The organism is Rhodococcus sp. T7 (assembly GCF_009872365.1).
Lineage (GTDB): Bacteria > Actinomycetota > Actinomycetes > Mycobacteriales > Mycobacteriaceae > Rhodococcus_F.
In genome coordinates this window covers 131,029-148,865 of record NZ_WXYH01000111.1, presented here as the reverse complement: position 1 = coordinate 148,865, position 17,837 = coordinate 131,029, and the positions used below count along the sequence as shown (strand labels likewise).

Here is a 17,837-nt window from a genome sequence, read left to right as displayed (position 1 = left end):
GAAGCTCAGACCGCTCCATCCGCATCGTGTCGGCGGATACAATCGAGGTTTCCGCGCTACGTACGGCGGATCTCGGATAGGACCTCGTATGGCCGATCAGGCGAAGCTCCTCGACTATCTGAAACGAGTCACCGCGGACCTCTATCAGGCGCGGGAGAAGCTCCGTGAGGTCGAGGGCGTGAGCCGCGAACCGATCGCCGTCATCGGCATGGGCTGCCGGTTCCCCGGCGGTGTGCGTTCGCCGCGGGACCTGTGGCGGCTGGTCGAGTCGGGGTCGGACACCGTCGCCGGTTTCCCCGAGGACCGCGGCTGGGGCCTGGCGGATCTCTACGACCCGAAGGCCGAGCAGGCCGGCAAGACGTACACGGTGCAGGGCAGTTTCCTCGACGACCCCGCCGGGTTCGACCCCGAGGTCTTCGGCATCTCGCCGCGCGAGGCATTGGCGATGGACCCGCAGCAACGGCTTCTCCTGGAGACGAGCTGGGAGACGTTCGAGCACGCCGGCATCGACCCGCGGTCGGTGCACGGCAGGCAGGTGGGCGTCTTCACCGGGCTGTCCGGCATCGACTACGCGGCGCGGGCGGGCGGCATGCCGCCCGAGGACCTGGAGGGCTACTTCATCACCGGCAACGCGATGAGCGTCGCGTCCGGCCGGGTGGCGTACAGCTTCGGACTGAACGGTCCCGCGATCACGGTGGACACCGCGTGTTCGTCGTCGTTGGTGTCCATCCACCTGGCCATGCAGGCGCTGCGCAGCGGCGAATGCGAACTGGCGCTGGCGGGCGGGGCGACGGTCATGGCGACCCCCGCGGTGTTCGTGGAGTTCAGCCGTCAGCGCGGACTGGCCCGCGACGGGCGGTGCAAGGCGTTCTCCGCCGCGGCGGACGGCACGGCGTGGGGTGAAGGCGCGGGGATGGTCGCGCTGGAGCGGCTGTCCGACGCGGAACGCAAGGGTCGCCGGATCCTGGCCGTCATCCGGGGCAGCGCGGTGAACCAGGACGGCGCCAGCAACGGACTGACCGCACCGAACCGGCAGGCGCAGGAGCGGGTGATCGCGCAGGCGCTGGCGAATGCGGGACTCGGGCCCGGGGACGTCGACGTGGTCGAGGCGCACGGCACCGGCACGAAACTGGGCGACCCCATCGAGGCGTCCGCCCTCCTGGCCGGCTACGGCCGCGAGCACCCCGCCGACCGGCCGCTGTGGCTCGGCTCGGTGAAGTCGAATCTCGGGCACACCCAGGCGGCCGCGGGCGTCGCCGGGGTGATCAAGATGATCATGGCGATGCGGAACGGCGTCCTGCCGAAAACGCTGCACGTCGACCGGCCCACCCCGCACGTCGACTGGACCGCCGGTGCGGTGTCGCTGCTCACCGAGAACCGGGAGTGGCCCGAATCCGACCGTCCCCGCCGGGCCGCGGTCTCGTCGTTCGGCATCAGCGGCACCAACGCTCACGTCGTGTTGGAGGAGGCGCCGCCGATCGAACCGTCGGACGCCGAACCGCCGCGTCCCCCTGACGAAGTCGTCGCCTGGTTCGTGTCGGGACACACCGAGCCCGCACTGCGCGCCCAGGCCGAGCGGTTACGCGAGTACGTCAGCGGCCACCCCGACCTGACACCCGCCGCGGTGGCCGGCGCCCTGCTGGGTTCCCGTGCCACGTTCGACCACCGCGCCGCCGTGATCGGCGCACAACCCCACGCGCTGTTGAACGGCCTCGACGCGCTCAGCCGCGGCGCGCCCAGCGCCGACGTGGTCACCGGTGTGGCGCTGGAGGCCGGCGACCGGCCGGTGTTCGTCTTCCCCGGCCAGGGTTCGCAGTGGGTGGGCATGGCCACCGAACTGCTGGACACGTCACCGGTTTTCGCGGACACCGTGCGGGAGTGCGCCGAAGCGCTGGCTCCGTACACCAACTTCTCGCTGCTGGACGTGCTGCGCGACCGCGATCCCGCCGCGCTCGACCGGGTCGACGTGGTGCAACCGGCGCTGTTCGCGATGATGGTCGGGCTCACCGGGCTGTGGCGTTCGCACGGCGTCGAACCCGCGGCAGTCGTCGGGCATTCACAGGGCGAGATCGCGGCCGCGTATGTCGCGGGGGCGCTGAGCCTGTCCGACGCGGCGCTCGTCGTGGCGGCCCGCAGCCGGGTGATCGGCGCGTCGGCCAAGCGGGGCGGCGGGATGGCGTCGGTGACGCTGCCCGCGGACCTCGTGCGGGAGAAGATTCAGCCCTGGGCCGGAGCCGTCGAGGTGGCGGCGATCAACGGTCCGTCCGCGACGGTGATATCAGGCCCCGTCGACGCCCTCGACCTGCTGATCGCACAGTTGCAGGGCGACGGTGTCCAGGCCAGGCGGATCGCGGTGGAATACGCGTCGCACTGTGCGGACGTGTCCGTGCTGCGGGAGCCGATTCTCGACGTCCTCGCGTCGATCACCCCACGCCGGTCGCGGATCCCGTTCTACTCGTCGGTGACCGGTGGCGTGCTGGACGGCACCGCGCTGGACGCCGACTACTGGTACCGGAATCTGCGACGGACAGTCAGGTTCGAGCAGGCGACGAGATCGCTGGCCGCGGACGGGTACCGGTTGTTCGTCGAGTCGTGCAGCCACCCCGTCCTCACGGTGGCGTTGCAGGAAACCCTGGACGCGGCGGGCGTCGCCGGCCGCGCCGTCGGCACCATCCGCCGCGACCGCGCGGGGCTCCGGCAGTTCACCGCCGCGCTCGCCGAGGCGCAGGTCCACGGACTGCACGTGGAGTGGGACCGGGTGGGCTGGGCCCGGCACGACGACCGGCAGCAGTGGGTGGACCTCCCCACGTACGCCTTCCAGCATCGCCGCTACTGGCTGGAGAGCCCGGTCCCGCAGGGCGATTTCGCGTCCACGGGCATGGAGGCGGGCGGGCACCCGATGCTCGCCGCGTCGGTCGAACTCGGCGACGGCCGGGGCGCCGTGTTCACGGGACTGCTGTCGCCGCAACGCCTTCCCTGGCTGAGCGATCACGGCGTCGAGGGCACGGTCATCCTGCCGGGCACGGCTTTCGTGGAACTCGCCCTGCACGCGGGGAACCGCGTCGGGTGCGGGCGGCTCGAGGAACTCGCCATCGAGGCGCCCCTGGTGATTCCCGCCGAGGGTGAGGTGGCGTTGCAGGTGAGCGTGCTCGCCGACGGCGAGGCGGGCCGTTCCACGGTGTCGGTGCACTCCCGGCCCGCGGATGCCGCGCCGGACACGCCGTGGACCCGGCACGCCACCGGCACGCTCACGGTGGCCGTGGACACCGCCGACGCCCTCGAACAGCAGTGGCCGCCCGCGGAGGCCACGCCGATCGACGTCCGCGGCCTGTACGACGTGCTCGACGACGCCGGCTACGAATACGGCCCGGCCTTCCGCGGTCTGAAGGCGGCATGGCGCCGCGGCGACGACCTGTACGGCGAGGTGCGGCTGAGCGGGGAGGACCCGGCCGCCGCGGTCGCGGGGTACGGGATCCATCCGGCGGTGCTCGACGCGGCGCTGCACCTGATTGCGCTCGGGGCTGCGGACACCGGCATCCGGCTGCCGTTCGCCTGGGACAGGGTGCAACTGCACGCCGTAGGCGCCACCGCGCTGCGCGTGCACGTCACCACGACCGGACCCGAGCGCTACCGGGTCTCCGCGTACGACGCGGCAGGCCGACCGGTGTTGACCGCCGAATCGCTGGCCCTGCGGCCGCTCGGCGACGCGGGTGTGCCCGCGGCCCGGGTCCGCGACAGCCTGTACCGGGTGGAGTGGATGCCGGTGGGTGCGTCGAGCGCTTCTCCGACGGATCTGATGCCGCTCGACGAGGCGCTCGCGGGCGGTGACCCCGACGGTCGCGTGCTGTGGCTCGACCGCGCACCGGGCGACGAGGCGGACGTGCCCGCCCGGTCGCACGCCGCCGCGGAGTCGACGCTGCGGGCGGTCCGGGCCTGGCTCGGCGACGATCGGCTGGCCGAGACCCGCCTGCTGGTCACGACGCGCCTCGCGGTGGCGGTCCGCGACGACGAACCGGTCGACGACGTGTCCGCGGCGCCCGCGTGGGGGCTGATCGGCGCGGTGCAGAACGAGCATCCGGACCGCATCACCCTGGTGGATCTGGACGCGGCGGCCGGTGAACTCTCCGATCCCGCGCTGCTGTCGATGGCGCTGGCCTGCAACGAACCCCAGCTGGCCGTCCGGAACGGGGTGCTGCTGGCGCCGATGCTCGCCGCGGTGACCCCCGCGACGGCCGCGCCCGACGAGGATCCCGCCACGTTCGGCCCGGACGGCACCGTCCTGATCACCGGCGGCACCGGCACCATCGGCAGGCTGATCGCCCGGCACCTCGTCGCGCAGCACGGGGTGCGGCGGCTCGTGCTGACCGGCCGGCGTGTGCTCGACGACGAGGCGGCGGCCGAACTGCGGGCCGAGTTCGCCGAGTCGGGAACGGAGGTCGACGCTGTCGCCTGCGACGTGGCCGACCGCGACGCGGTGGCCGCGCTGCTCGCCGGCATTCCCGACCTGTCCGGCGTGATCCACGCCGCCGGCGTGCTCGAGGATGCCACCGCCGCCACCCTGAGCGCGGAGCAATTGCACGCGGTTCTGCGCCCCAAGGTGGACGGCGGCTGGCATCTGCACGACCTCACGCGGGACCGCGACCTGTCGGCGTTCGTGCTGTTCTCCTCGGCGGCGGGCGTGCTCGGCGGCGCGGGACAGGCGAACTACGCGGCGGCGAACGTCTTCCTCGACGCGCTCGCACAGCACCGTCGGGCCCGCGGGCTGCCCGCGACGTCGATGGCCTGGGGGCTGTGGGACCGGCCCAGCGGGATGACGTCGCATCTGAATGCGGCCGACCTGGACCGGTTGCAGCGCAACGGCATCGACACCATCAGCCCGGAGGCGGGGCTGGCGCTGTTCGACGCCGCGCTCGCCGTGAACCGGCCGTTGATCGTGCCGGTCCGGCTGTCGACGCGAGCCTCCCGATCCGAGGGCGAGTCGCTGCCGCCGATCCTGCGCCGAGTGCTCGGGGTCCGTCGTCGCCGCGCCGCTGCCGCCGATTCCCCGACCGGACTGGCCGAGGAGTTGCGGGCGCTGGACCCCGGGGAGCGGCACAGCCGGGTGCTCGACATCGTCACCACCCACGTCGCGGCCGTGCTGGGTCACGAAGGCAAGGAGGCGATCGACCCGGAACGCGCCTTCAAGCAACTCGGTTTCGACTCGCTGACCGCGGTGCAACTGCGCAATCAGCTGGCGACCGCCACCGGTGTGCGTCTGGCGGCGACGGTGGTGTTCGACCATCCCACCGCGGACGCGCTCACCCAGGAACTGGTGGCCCGCCTGCTCGGGGACGACGCGGCTCCGCAGCCGGCAGGCCCGGCGCGGGCCCGGCGGGACGACGACCCGATCGTGATCGTCGGGATGGCGTGCCGCTACCCGGGCAAGGTGTACAGCCCGGAGGACCTGTGGCGACTCGTCCGCGACGGCCACAACGCGGTGGGCGAATATCCGCACAACCGGGGCTGGAATCTCGACGAGGTCTACGACCCCGACCCGAACCGGCCCGGCACCACGTACATGAGGGAGGGCGGGTTCCTCTACGACGCGGACGAATTCGATGCCGCGTTCTTCGGCATCAGCCCGCGTGAGGCGATCGCGATGGACCCGCAGCACCGGCTGCTCCTCGAAAGCGCGTGGGAAGCCCTGGAACAGGCCGGGATCCAGCCGACCGCGCCCGGGCTCACCGACACCGGTGTGTTCGTCGGGCTGATGGGCGGCGATTACGGGTTCCACCTGATGACGCAGCGCAATGTCGACGCCGAGGGTTATCTGATGACCGGGACCAGCAACAGCGTGGCGTCCGGCCGGATCTCCTACACGCTCGGCTTCACCGGTCCCGCGGTCACGGTGGACACGGCGTGCTCGTCGTCGCTGGTGGCCATGCATCTCGCGGCGCGGGCCCTGCGCGACGGTGAATGCACGCTGGCGCTCGCCGGCGGGGCGACGGTGATGGCCACACCCGGTGTGCTGGTCGAGTTCAGCCGCCAGCGTGGGCTCGCCTCGGACGGACGCTGCAAGCCGTTCTCCGACCGGGCCGACGGCACCGGCCTCAGCGAAGGCGCGGGAATGGTGGTGCTGGAACGGCTCAGCGACGCCCGGCGCAACGGGCACCGGGTGCTGGCGATCGTCCGTGGATCCGCGGTCAACCAGGACGGGGCGTCCAACGGATTGACCGCCCCGAACGGACCGTCCCAGGAACGTGTCATCCGTCAGGCGCTGGCCGATGCCGCGCTCGGCCCCACCGACATCGACGCCGTCGAGGCACACGGCACCGGCACCACGCTCGGCGACCCGATCGAGGCGCAGGCGCTGCTCGCCGCGTACGGGCAGGGCCGGGAGGGCCGTCCGCTGTGGCTCGGTTCCGTCAAGTCGAACATCGGCCATTCGCAGGCGGCGGCGGGCGTCGCGGGCGTGATCAAGATGGTGATGGCGATGCGGCACGGGGTGCTGCCCCCGAGCCTGCACGGCGACGTCCCCACCCGGCACGTCGATTGGACCGCGGGGGAGGTGTCGCTGCTCGGTGAAGCGGTGGCCTGGCCGGAAACCGGGCGGCCCCGGCGGGCGGCCGTGTCGTCGTTCGGGATCAGCGGCACCAACTCGCACATGATCCTCGAACAGCCACCCGAGGACGCGCCGCCGGAGATCTCGCCGCCGTCGGCGTCGCCACTGGTGTGGGTGCTCTCCGGAAAGACCGGGGACGCTTTGCGCGCGCAGGCAACCCGGTTGGCGGAATTCCTCGACACGAACGAGACCGAACTCCCGGACCCGGCCGACCTCGCCTACTCGCTGGCCACCACCCGATCCGGTTTCACGCACCGCGCCGCGGTGATCGGGGAAACGCTGGACGACCTGCGCGACGGACTCGCCCGCATCGTCACGGAGCGTCCCGGCGGCAACGTCGTCACCGGGACGAGCGCCCGCGGCAAGACGGCGTTCATGTTCACCGGCCAGGGCGCGCAGCGCATCGGGATGGGCCGTGGCCTCTACGACGCCTACTCGGTGTTCGCGACGGCACTGGACGAGGTCTGCTCCGTCCTCGACGAGCATGTCGAAACCCCGGTACGGCAAGTGATCTGGGACGAGGACGACGGCGCAAAACTCGACAGCACCGAATACACCCAGCCGGCGCTGTTCGCGATCGAGGTCGCGCTGTACCGGCTGCTGCGGGAGTGGGGCATCACCCCCGACTACCTCATCGGCCATTCGATCGGCGAGATCACTGCGGCCCACGTCGCGGGCGTGTTCAGCCTGCCCGATGCGGCCGCCCTGGTCGGTGACCGCGGACGGTTGATGCAGTCCACCAAACCGGGTCAGATGATCGCCGTCCGGGCACGCGAGGAGGACATCCTGCCGCGGATCGATGGTCGTGTCGATCTCGCGGCCGTCAACGGCGCCGAATCCGTGGTTCTCGCCGGCGGCGAACGCGACGTGCACGCCGTCGCCGCCGAACTGTCCGCCGCCGGACTGAAGACCACGAGCCTGCGGGTGGAGCGGGCCTTCCACTCGACCCTGATGGATCCGATCCTCGACCAGTTCACCGCCGTCCTGTCGAAACTGTCGGCGCAGCAACCGAAGATCCCGGTCGTCTCCAACGTCACCGGACGCGTCGCCACCGCCGAGGAACTCGTGTCGCCGGACTACTGGACCCGGCACATCCGGCACACGGTGCGGTTCCACGACGGCGTGCGCGCCCTCGACGAACTCGGCGTCACCCGCCTCGTCGAGGTCGGTCCCGGCGCAACCCTGGCGGCACTCGCCGCCGAGGTCGTGCCGAACACGATCGCCACGCTTCCCGGGACCGACGACGAGGCGCACGGGATCATCGCGGCGGTCGCCGCCGCCTACGTGCAGGGCGCACCGGTCGACTGGGATCGGGTGCTGCCCGGCCGGCGCCGGGTTGCCCTGCCCACGTATGCATTCCAGCGCCGCTCCTACTGGCCGACGGCATCGGTCCGGAACACCGGCGATCCCACCGAACTGGGACTGACCCCGTCCGATCATCCGCTGCTCGGTGCCGCGGTGACCCTCGACGACGACGCGACCCTGTTCACCGGACAGCTGTCGCTGCACCGGGACCCCTGGCTCGTGCCACCGCCGGTCGACGACGGCGACTCCCCGTCGGCGAGCGAGGCACAGACGGTGCTGCCCGCGGTGCCGGTCGAACTCGCGTTGCACGCGGCCCACCACGTCGGCCTCGACCACATCGACGAACTCACCCTGCACCACCCGCTCGTCCTCTCGACGTCGGGGCTGGCCTCGATCCGCGTCCTCGTGTCGCCGCCGGACACCACCGGGGCACGCACCGTCACCGTGTCGTCGAAGTCGGGCGACACCGACAGCCCGGACAGCTGGGTTCGGAACGCGTCGGCGAAAATCGACGACGTCGTCGGCTCGTCCACCGCAGTGCCGCAACAGGATCCGGTCGACACCGAAACCGAGGTGCGGCTCGGGGACGGCGTCGACACGTCTGGGTTCGGCATCCACCCGGTGCTGCTGCAGGCCGCGATCGAACCCCTCCTCGGGTGGGACGGCCGGCCGCAGACCTGGTCGGGGATCCGTCTGCACAGCGTCGGTGCGGACGCGGTGACCGCCCGGTTCACACCCGGCGACGACGGACGGCATCGCATCACCGCCGTCGACCCCGCCGGTGAGCCGGTGCTGACCGTCGAGGCGCTGCGCGTGGTGCAGAGGACGGTCGACGGGGGCCGTCCGGCTCCGCTGCGACTGCACCGGACCGCCTGGATCCGAGTGGAGGCCGCGCCGTCCGGGCCGCGCGGACCGGTGGTCGTTCTCGGCTCCGACGGATTCGGCGACCCGGGTATCGGTTCGACGTTCCCGGGGTGTCCCGACCTGGAGTCGTTGCGGACCGCGATGGAATCCGGGCCGGACGAAGACGACCGGCGTCCGTGGACGGTGCTCGTCGGGTGCGCGACCGACGGCGACCACGGTCCGGACGCGACCCACGAACTGTGCGCGCGGGTGCTGCGACTGCTGCAGGACTGGCAGGACGACGAGACGTTCGCCGACAACCCGCTCGTGATCGTGACCCGCAACGCCATGGTCACCGACGACGGGCAGGACCACGACGCCCGTCCCGACCTCGCGGCCGCGGCGGTGTGGGGCCTGGTGGGCTCCGCGCAGAACGAGAACCCGGACCGGTTCGTACTGATCGACCTCGACGACGCGTCGGACGCCGAGGCCGCGATCACGTCGGCACTGGCGAGCGGGGAACCGCAGGTGGCGGCCCGGAACGGCACGCTGTGCGCACCGCGGTTGCGGCGCATGCCCGCCGTCGACGAGCCGACGACGTTCGATCCCGGCGGCACCGTGCTCGTCACCGGCGGCACCGGGACGGTCGGGTCTCTGGTCGCCCACCACCTGGTGACCGAGCACGGAGTCCGGCACCTGTTGCTGACCAGCAGGCGCGGACCCGGCGCCGAGGGCAGCGACCGGTTGCGCCGCGAACTGAGCGATCTGGGCGCCGAGGTGAGCATCGTCGCATGTGACACCGCGGACGAGTCGGCGGTCGCCGGGTTGCTGGCGGGGATACCGTCCGAGCATCCCCTGACAGCGGTGGTCCACGCGGCAGGGGTGATCGACGACGGCACCCTGGCGTCGCTGACACCCGAGCGACTCGACACGGTCCTGCGGCCGAAGGTCGACGCAGCCTGGAATCTGCACCGGCTGACCGCGGACAGCGATCTGCGGGCGTTCGTCGTGTTCTCTTCGCTCGCCGGCGTCCTCGGCGCTCCCGGGCAGGCGAACTATGCGGCCGCGAACATGTTCCTCGACGCCCTCGCCCATCACCGGCACGCGCTCGGGCTGCCTAGGCTCTCGATCGCGTGGGGCATGTGGGCGACACCGAGCGCCATGACCGACAACCTCGGTGCCATCGACCTCGCCCGCGCCCGTCTCAGTGGGATGGTGCCGATGCCCGCAGCGGACGGCCTCGCCCTGTTCGACAGCGCGCTGGCCGCGGGTGCCCCCACCGTCGCCGCCGCGCGGTTCGACCACTCCGGTTCGGCCGCACCGTACGTTCCCCCGCCGCTGCGGGGCCTGATCCGGGAGTCGCGCCCGCACGCCGCCGGATCGGACTCGGTCGTGACCGGGCCGAACGGGTCGGGGCCGTCGGACTGGTCGCAGCGACTCGCCGACCTGTCGATCCCCGAGCAGCGGCACCTGATGCTCGACCTGGTGCGGGGCGGGGCCGCCACGGTGCTCGGCTACGACGCGTCGGACTCGGTGGACCCGGATCAGGCGTTCAAGGAACTCGGCTTCGATTCACTCGCGGCCGTCGCGCTCCGCAACCATCTCGGTGCCGCCACGGGACTGCGGTTGCCGCCGACCATGGTGTTCGACCACCCGAGCCCGCGGGCCGTCGCCGAGTTCCTGCGCTCGGAACTCGTCCCGGATCCGATGTCGGTGGCGCTCGCCGACGTCGACCGGCTGCGCGCCACCATCGCCGAACTCGGCGACGACGCCGAGGCGCGGTCGGCCATCGCGCAACGCCTCGGAAGCCTCCTCGCCGAGGTCGGAACGTCCGACGACGCGCATGCCGCCGCGGTCGACAAGATTCACGCCGCGACGAGTGAGGAGATCCTGGACCTGATCGACCGCGGTCTCTGACCGGGAACAGCGTGGGTGATCGCCGCCGGGAACACCGGCCCCGCAGGCGATACGATCGTCGCCGTCACAGGCCTCGAAAGGAATCACACGCCCCATGCGCCGCACCCTTGCTCTGACCGCCCTCACCGTCTGCTCCGCGGCACTCCTCACCGCCTGCGGTGGTGGCGACACCGACACCTCAGCATCCGAGACCACGTCCGCCTCGGCGTCCGTGGCGGCGCGGACGACCGCCGCCACAGCCCCCGGCAGCCGAGTGTTCGCGGTCGCCGACGACCCGCAGACGGCCGCCGACTACCTGGCCTACCTGCGCGCGAACAACCAGACCGTCACCGACGACGACCTGGCGGTGCATCAGGCCGGCGAGATCTGCACCGCCCTCGACGCGGGCAAGCCCCTCGACCAGGTGCGTGAGGAGTGGACGCCGATGCTCACCAACGACGGCGTCTACCCGTACATCATCGGCGCGATCACGCGGTACTGCCCGGACCACGAGAACGTCCTCAACTAGGCGCTTCGCGCCCGTGCGCCTTTCTGGTTGCTGCAGCTACCAGAAAGGCGCACGGGGAATTTATTTCCCCCGCGGGTGTTACACAGCATGAAGTAGTTGAACAATCAATTACCTGAGTACGAGGAGACACCCCATGCCAGCCGTGACGGTCGACAACATCCTTGCCCTGCCGCGTATCGACGCACCTGCTCCCGGCGCCGTCGACCGCCCGGTCCGTTCGCTCACCACCGCACCCGTCGGGTACGAGGGTGAAGGCTTCCCGGTGCGCCGCGCGTTCGCCGGCATCGACCTGTCGGCCCTCGACCCGTTCATCCACATGGACCAGATGGGCGAGGTCGACTACGCACCCGGTGAACCCAAGGGCACACCGTGGCATCCGCACCGCGGCTTCGAGACCGTCACCTACATGATCGACGGCATCATGGAGCACCAGGATTCCAACGGCGGCGGCGGCACCATCGGCGGCGGCGACACCCAGTGGATGACCGCGGGTGGCGGCATCCTGCACATCGAGACCCCGCCCGAGCACCTGGTGACGAGCGGCGGCCTGTTCCACGGCGTCCAGTTGTGGGTGAACCTGCCGCGCGACAACAAGATGGCCGCACCCCGCTACCAGGACATCACCGGCGCGAAGGTGGCCCTGCTGTCCTCGCCCGACGGCGGCGCCCTCGTTCGCGTGATCGCCGGTGACGTGGGCGGTCACCACGGTCCCGGGTCCACCTACACGCCGATCAGCCTCGTGCACGCGACGGTCGCGCCGGGTGCGAGCCTGACGCTGCCGTGGAACCCCGAGTTCAACGCGCTCGCCTACGTCCTCGCGGGCGACGGACTCGTCGGATCCGAGCGCCGGCCGATCCGCATGGGTCAGACCGCCGTCTTCGGGCGCGGTGACACCCTGACGATCGCCGCGGCCGACACGCAGGATTCGCGGACCGAGTCGTTCGAGGTGTTCGTCCTCGGCGGCAAGCCGATCCGCGAGCCCGTCGCGATGGCCGGACCGTTCGTCATGAACACCAAGGCCGAGGTGCTGCAGGCGTTCGAGGACTTCCAGGCCGGCCGCCTGGGTTCCGTTCCCGCAGCGCACGAAACACTCGCCTGACGGGTACGTGAGTGGCAAAGCGTGCGGGAGCACACTTTGCCACTCACGTGCCGGAAGTCCCAGCGCGACAGCCCGATCGGAAGCTACCGCTCAGGGGCGCCGGATCTTCGCGTCGATGCGGTGGATGCGCAGGTCATGCGGCGGGATCCGGAACGTCTCGACCACCCGGACCGTCGCGAGGGTGCGGCCGAGGAGTCCGGCGTCGAGGAGGTAGTCGACGGTGACGTCGTCGCCGTCGACCGTCCACACGCAGTCGCGGATCGACCGGATCACCCGGTACTGCGGACCGCCGGACAGGCTTCGGCGCAGGTGATTTCCGGAGAACGCCGTCTTCAGCCCCATCTCGTATCGCACGGCCCGGGGTTCGATGGGCACCGAGTTGCCGTCGTGGCTGAGCAACGCGTCCAGGTAGGCCCGGGCGACATCGACCTGTGTGTTCATCTCAGTAGTCGAACACTTCGGTCGCGGCGAGCACCAGCGTTTCCGCGTCGTCGCAGCTAGGTGCGGACGCCGCGACGGACGCCGTCAGCCGGTTGCCGATTTTGTCCCGTTCGCTCACCGGACTCGACGGCAGGTTCGTGTCGAACACGGACCCCGGATAGAAGTAGTAGTGGCATTCGATCGCGTCCCGGAAGTAGGTGAACGGCTTGCCGTCGAGTTCGACCGTTTCGGGGCCGCCGGCCTGCGACGGTTCCGGCGACAGCGCCAGTTGCACGGACGCCTCGGCGCCGCCGCGGAGTGTCAGGAGGCATTCGAAGGGGCGGCTGCCGGGGGTGAACGTCTCGACGGACAGCTTCTCGACCACCCGGCACGGATCCTGTTGCGCAAGAGGAATATCCGACGGTCCAGACACCGGCGACCCCAGCCTGCCCACGACCGATCCGAGTACCGTCCGAGCCTCCGCGCAGTCGTCCCCGGCCGCGGAGTCGCCCGTCCCGCCGGCCCCGTCGAGGTACGACACATGACCCCAGCGACCGGGGGCGGCGGCGTCCGGGACCGGCGGCAGCGAGAAGTAGAGGGTGCACGTGCCCGGCAGTGCGCCGGCCGCGGAACGCACCTCGATTCCCGACGCCGCCTCCCCCGCGCCGGTGCGCTCCGTGGTTTCGCGTTCACCCACCGTCACCTCGACCCAGACGGGGTTGGCGGGGGTGCCGCGCGCAGGCACCAGTTCGGCGTGGCAGGTCGACAGATCGCCGACGGGTCCGTACGCGGTGACCTGCCCGAACGCGGCGACCAGATCCCCGTCGAGCAGTCCGCACGGTGCGAGGTCGCGGGCCGCGGCGGCGACGGCCAACTCCGCGCGGGTGTGCTCGCTGACCGGCAGGCCGTAGATCGGCTCACCTTCCCCCGCGACGCTCGGCGCCCCCGCGACGACGCCGGAACACGACACCAGCACCATCGCAAAAACGGCGGCCACCAGCGGTGATACCACCGTCGCGCTGCGGCCCACCGCTCTCTCCTCACTCGGACTTCGAACCCCGGCACGCGGACGACGGTGCCCGGAGTACAGTGCTGAGTATGCAGCGCGCACTCCTCCTTGGTTGCCGCGACGGGGTCTGATCCAGACTGGCTTCCCGTCGCGGGGTTTTTCGTGCGCCGGTCGACACAGCCGTTGGACTCCCCACAGTCCACATCGAACCTGGAGATCAATCCCATGTCCCCCGCTGACGCCTTTACCTCCGGATCGCGCACCATCACGCCGCCATCCAAGCCTGCTCCCTCCGATCAGCCGGAATGGAACACGCAGAAGAATTCGTCGATGCCGACGTTCCGCTACCGCTCCTTCTCCGAAGAAGTGGAGCCGGTGTCGCTGCCGGACCGCACGTGGCCCGACAAGATCATCGACCGCGCCCCGCAGTGGTGCGCCGTCGATCTCCGTGACGGCAACCAGGCACTGATCGACCCGATGAGCCCCGCCCGCAAGCGCCGCATGTTCGAACTGCTGGTGCGGATGGGGTACAAGGAGATCGAGGTCGGCTTCCCGTCGGCGAGCCAGACGGACTTCGACTTCGTCCGCGAGATCATCGAGGACGGCGCGATCCCGGACGACGTCACCATCCAGGTGCTCACGCAGTCCCGGCCGGAACTGATCAAGCGCACGTTCGAGGCCTGTGAGGGCGCGAACAAGGTGATCGTCCACTTCTACAACTCGACGTCCGTGCTGCAGCGCCGGGTGGTGTTCAAGGCCGACCGCGAGGTGATCAAGAAGATCGCGACCGACGCGGCGACCCTGGCCCTCGAAGAGGCGAAGAAGTACCCGGACACGCAGTGGCGCTGGGAGTACTCCCCCGAGTCGTACACCGGCACGGAACTGGCGTACGCCAAGGAGGTGTGCGACGCCGTCACCGAGGTGCTGCAGCCGACGCCGCAGAACCCGGTGATCCTGAACCTGCCCGCCACCGTCGAGATGGCGACGCCGAACGTGTACGCCGACTCCATCGAGTGGATGCACCGCAACCTGGCCCGCCGCGACTCGGTCATCCTGTCGCTGCACCCGCACAACGACCGCGGCACCGGTGTGGCCGCCGCCGAGCTGGGCTACCAGGCCGGGGCCGACCGCATCGAGGGCTGCCTGTTCGGTAACGGCGAGCGCACCGGCAACGTCTGCCTGGTCACGCTCGGGCTCAACATGTTCACCCGCGGCGTCGACCCGCAGATCGACTTCTCGAACATCGACGAGATCCGCCGCACCGTCGAGTACTGCAACCAGCTGCCCGTCCACGAGCGCCACCCGTACGGCGGCGACCTCGTGTACACCGCGTTCTCCGGCAGCCACCAGGACGCGATCAACAAGGGCCTCGACGCGATGAAGTTCGACGCCGATTCGCAGGACGCGGACGTCGACGACATCCTGTGGGCGGTCCCCTACCTGCCGATCGACCCGAAGGACGTGGGCCGCACGTACGAGGCCGTGATCCGCGTCAACTCGCAGTCCGGCAAGGGCGGCGTCGCGTACATCATGAAGGCCGATCACGGACTGGTGCTGCCGCGTCGCCTGCAGATCGAGTTCTCGCAGGCCGTCCAGCGGATCACCGACGGCGAGGGCGGCGAGGTGTCGCCCAAGGAGATGTGGGACGTCTTCCACGAGGAGTACCTGGCTCCGATCACGCCGCTCGAGCGGATGAAGCAGAAGGTCACCGCGGCCGAGGAGGACGGCGGCACCGACTCGATCACCGCGACGGTGAAGGTCAACGGCAAGGAGCACGAGATCTCGGGTTCGGGCAACGGCCCGCTCGCCGCGTTCGTCGACGCGCTCGCCACGATCGACTTCGACGTGCGGGTCCTCGACTACTCGGAGCACGCCATGTCGGCGGGCGACGACGCCCAGGCCGCCGCGTACGTCGAGTGCGCCGTGACCGCTCCCGACGGACGGAACACCGTGGTCTGGGGCGTCGGCATCGCGACGTCGATCACCACCGCGTCGCTGCGCGCCGTCGTCTCGGCGGTCAACCGGGCGCACTGACCGCTCCCGCACCACCGCTGCCGCAGGCGCGCATCACGCGCACCTGCGGCAGCGTCGTTTCCGGGCCTTGTTTCGGGGTGCGAAAGTGCCGCTCTCCGGGCACCGGGTGACTACCCTGGTAACGGAGTCCACACCGGACCCGAACCGCCTCGGACCCTTCGGGGGGCGTCGTGAATCTGGCATTTCAACAGCATCGTCCGGTCCGTCCGTATCCGGCCCGGCGTCGCCCCAAGGGCGCCTTCTTCTACAAGATGATCACGACGACGGACCCCAAGGACCTGGGGATTCTGTACCTGATCACGTCGTTCGCATTTTTCATGGCCGGCGGTCTGATGGCGCTGCTGATCCGCGGCGAACTGGCCGTCCCGGGTCTGCAGTTCCTGTCGAACGAGCAGTACAACCAGTTGTTCACGATGCACGGCACGATCATGCTGCTGCTGTATGCGACGCCGATCGTGTTCGGGTTCGCCAACTACATCCTGCCGCTGCAGATCGGCGCGCCCGACGTGGCGTTCCCGCGTCTCAACGCGTTCAGTTACTGGGCGTTCCTGTTCGGCGGGACCATCGCGATCGCGGGGTTCGTCACCCCGGGCGGCGCCGCGGACTTCGGCTGGACGGCGTACTCGCCGCTGACGAGCACGCTGCACTCCCCGGGGGTCGGCGCCGACCTGTGGATCATGGGGCTGGCGTTGTCGGGCCTCGGCACCATCCTCGGCGGTGTCAACATGATCACCACCGTCATCTGCCTGCGGGCGCCGGGCATGATCATGTTCCGGATGCCGATCTTCACGTGGAACATCTTCGTCACCAGCATCCTCATCCTGGTGGCGTTCCCGATCCTCACCGCCGCGCTGATGGGCCTGTTCGTCGACCGGCATCTGGGCGGGCACCTGTACGACCCGGCGAACGGCGGCGTGCTGCTGTGGCAGCACCTGTTCTGGTTCTTCGGCCACCCCGAGGTGTACATCGTGGCGCTGCCGTTCTTCGGCATCGTCACGGAGGTCTTCCCGGTGTTCAGCCGCAAACCGGTGTTCGGGTACAGCGGGCTCGTCTACGCGACGATCGCCATCGGGGCGCTGTCGATCGCCGTGTGGGCGCATCACATGTACGCGACCGGCGCGGTGCTGCTGCCGTTCTTCTCGTTCATGACGTTCCTGATCGCGGTGCCGACCGGGGTGAAGATCTTCAACTGGGTCGGCACGATGTGGAAGGGTCAGCTGACGTTCGAGACCCCGATGCTGTTCTCGCTCGGCTTCCTCATCACGTTCATCTTCGGCGGCCTCACCGGCGTCATCCTCGCGAGCCCGCCGCTGGACTTCCACGTGACGGACAGCTACTTCGTGATCGCCCACTTCCACTACGTGCTGTTCGGGACGATCGTGTTCGCCACGTACGCCGGCATCTACTTCTGGTTCCCGAAGATGACCGGACGCATGCTCGACGAACGCCTCGGCAAGTGGCACTTCTGGACGACGTTCACCGGGTTCCACGGCACGTTCCTCGTCCAGCACTGGCTCGGAGCGGAGGGGATGCCGCGCCGCTACGCCGACTACCTGCCCTCGGACGGCTTCACCGTCCTCAACTCGGTGTCGACGGTGTTCGCGTTCGTCCTCGGCGCGTCGACGGTGCCGTTCGTCTGGAATGTCTTCAAGAGCTACCGGTACGGCGAGGTGGTGAACGTGGACGACCCGTGGGGTTTCGGCAACTCCCTGGAGTGGGCGACCAGCTGCCCGCCGCCGCGGCACAACTTCACCGAGTTGCCGCGCATCCGCTCCGAGCGGCCTGCGTTCGAACTGCACTATCCGCACATGGTCGACCGGATGCACCGCGAGGCGCACGTGGGCCTGCGGGGCGCGGTGGCGCACGCGACCGAACCGGCCACCGCCGAACCGAAGGTGAACCCTCAGTAACTTCCGTGTGAAAGTTCCCGTCTGCGAGAACATCTCGAAAAACCGGACGAAACCGACTCCGTGACAACGGGTTGCAGATAGTTTGCCGAAGGACGCCCAGCTCGACGGAATTCCGGCCTTCTTACTCTCTCGTAGGGTCGACACGCAAGTCCTTGAAGACTTGACAAGCCGATCCGGGCCTCGCAGAAGTT

The 17,837-nt window shown here is 70.2% G+C and carries 7 protein-coding genes; 5 read left to right on the top strand and 2 right to left on the bottom strand.

Features of this window, described 5'->3' with window-relative positions:
• Positions 1-88: 88 nt before the first annotated feature.
• The 3 genes from MLGJGCBP_RS14105 (at position 89) to MLGJGCBP_RS14095 (ending at position 12,273) form a co-directional block, all read left to right on the top strand.
• Positions 89-10,666: a type I polyketide synthase gene (locus MLGJGCBP_RS14105; RefSeq protein WP_160096298.1), complete on the top strand. Its 10,578-nt coding sequence runs from the start codon at positions 89-91 to the stop codon at positions 10,664-10,666.
• Positions 10,667-10,760: 94 nt separating this feature from the next.
• Positions 10,761-11,174 carry a DUF732 domain-containing protein gene (locus tag MLGJGCBP_RS14100; protein WP_160096296.1) on the top strand — a complete coding sequence of 138 codons (414 nt, stop codon included), beginning with the start codon at positions 10,761-10,763 and terminating at the stop codon, positions 11,172-11,174.
• A gap of 133 nt (positions 11,175-11,307) precedes the next feature.
• Positions 11,308-12,273, top strand: coding sequence for a pirin family protein (locus MLGJGCBP_RS14095; protein WP_160096294.1), 966 nt, complete (start codon positions 11,308-11,310; stop codon positions 12,271-12,273).
• A gap of 90 nt (positions 12,274-12,363) precedes the next feature.
• Here MLGJGCBP_RS14095 and MLGJGCBP_RS14090 read toward each other — a convergent pair whose 3' ends face one another.
• Positions 12,364-12,714 (bottom strand): hypothetical protein, encoded by a 351-nt coding sequence (locus tag MLGJGCBP_RS14090; protein ID WP_072938185.1) that lies wholly within the window; start codon positions 12,712-12,714, stop codon positions 12,364-12,366.
• Position 12,715: 1 nt separating this feature from the next.
• On the bottom strand, positions 12,716-13,723 hold the full coding sequence (locus MLGJGCBP_RS14085) for a hypothetical protein (protein ID WP_160096292.1): 1,008 nt from the start codon (positions 13,721-13,723) through the stop codon (positions 12,716-12,718).
• A gap of 204 nt (positions 13,724-13,927) precedes the next feature.
• Here MLGJGCBP_RS14085 and leuA point away from each other — a divergent pair, with 204 nt between their 5' ends.
• Positions 13,928-15,736 carry a 2-isopropylmalate synthase gene (gene leuA / locus MLGJGCBP_RS14080; RefSeq protein WP_087557195.1) on the top strand — a complete coding sequence of 603 codons (1,809 nt, stop codon included), beginning with the start codon at positions 13,928-13,930 and terminating at the stop codon, positions 15,734-15,736.
• Positions 15,737-15,906: 170 nt separating this feature from the next.
• On the top strand, positions 15,907-17,646 hold the full coding sequence (gene ctaD / locus MLGJGCBP_RS14075) for an aa3-type cytochrome oxidase subunit I (RefSeq protein ID WP_160096290.1): 1,740 nt from the start codon (positions 15,907-15,909) through the stop codon (positions 17,644-17,646).
• Positions 17,647-17,837 lie beyond the last annotated feature (191 nt).

Coding starts and splice junctions, on each gene's coding strand:
- MLGJGCBP_RS14105 (WP_160096298.1), top strand. CDS start 89: ATGGCCGATCAGGCGAAGCTCCTCGACTATCTGAAACGAGTCACCGCG.
- MLGJGCBP_RS14100 (WP_160096296.1), top strand. CDS start 10,761: ATGCGCCGCACCCTTGCTCTGACCGCCCTCACCGTCTGCTCCGCGGCA.
- MLGJGCBP_RS14095 (WP_160096294.1), top strand. CDS start 11,308: ATGCCAGCCGTGACGGTCGACAACATCCTTGCCCTGCCGCGTATCGAC.
- MLGJGCBP_RS14090 (WP_072938185.1), bottom strand. CDS start 12,714: ATGAACACACAGGTCGATGTCGCCCGGGCCTACCTGGACGCGTTGCTC.
- leuA (WP_087557195.1), top strand. CDS start 13,928: ATGTCCCCCGCTGACGCCTTTACCTCCGGATCGCGCACCATCACGCCG.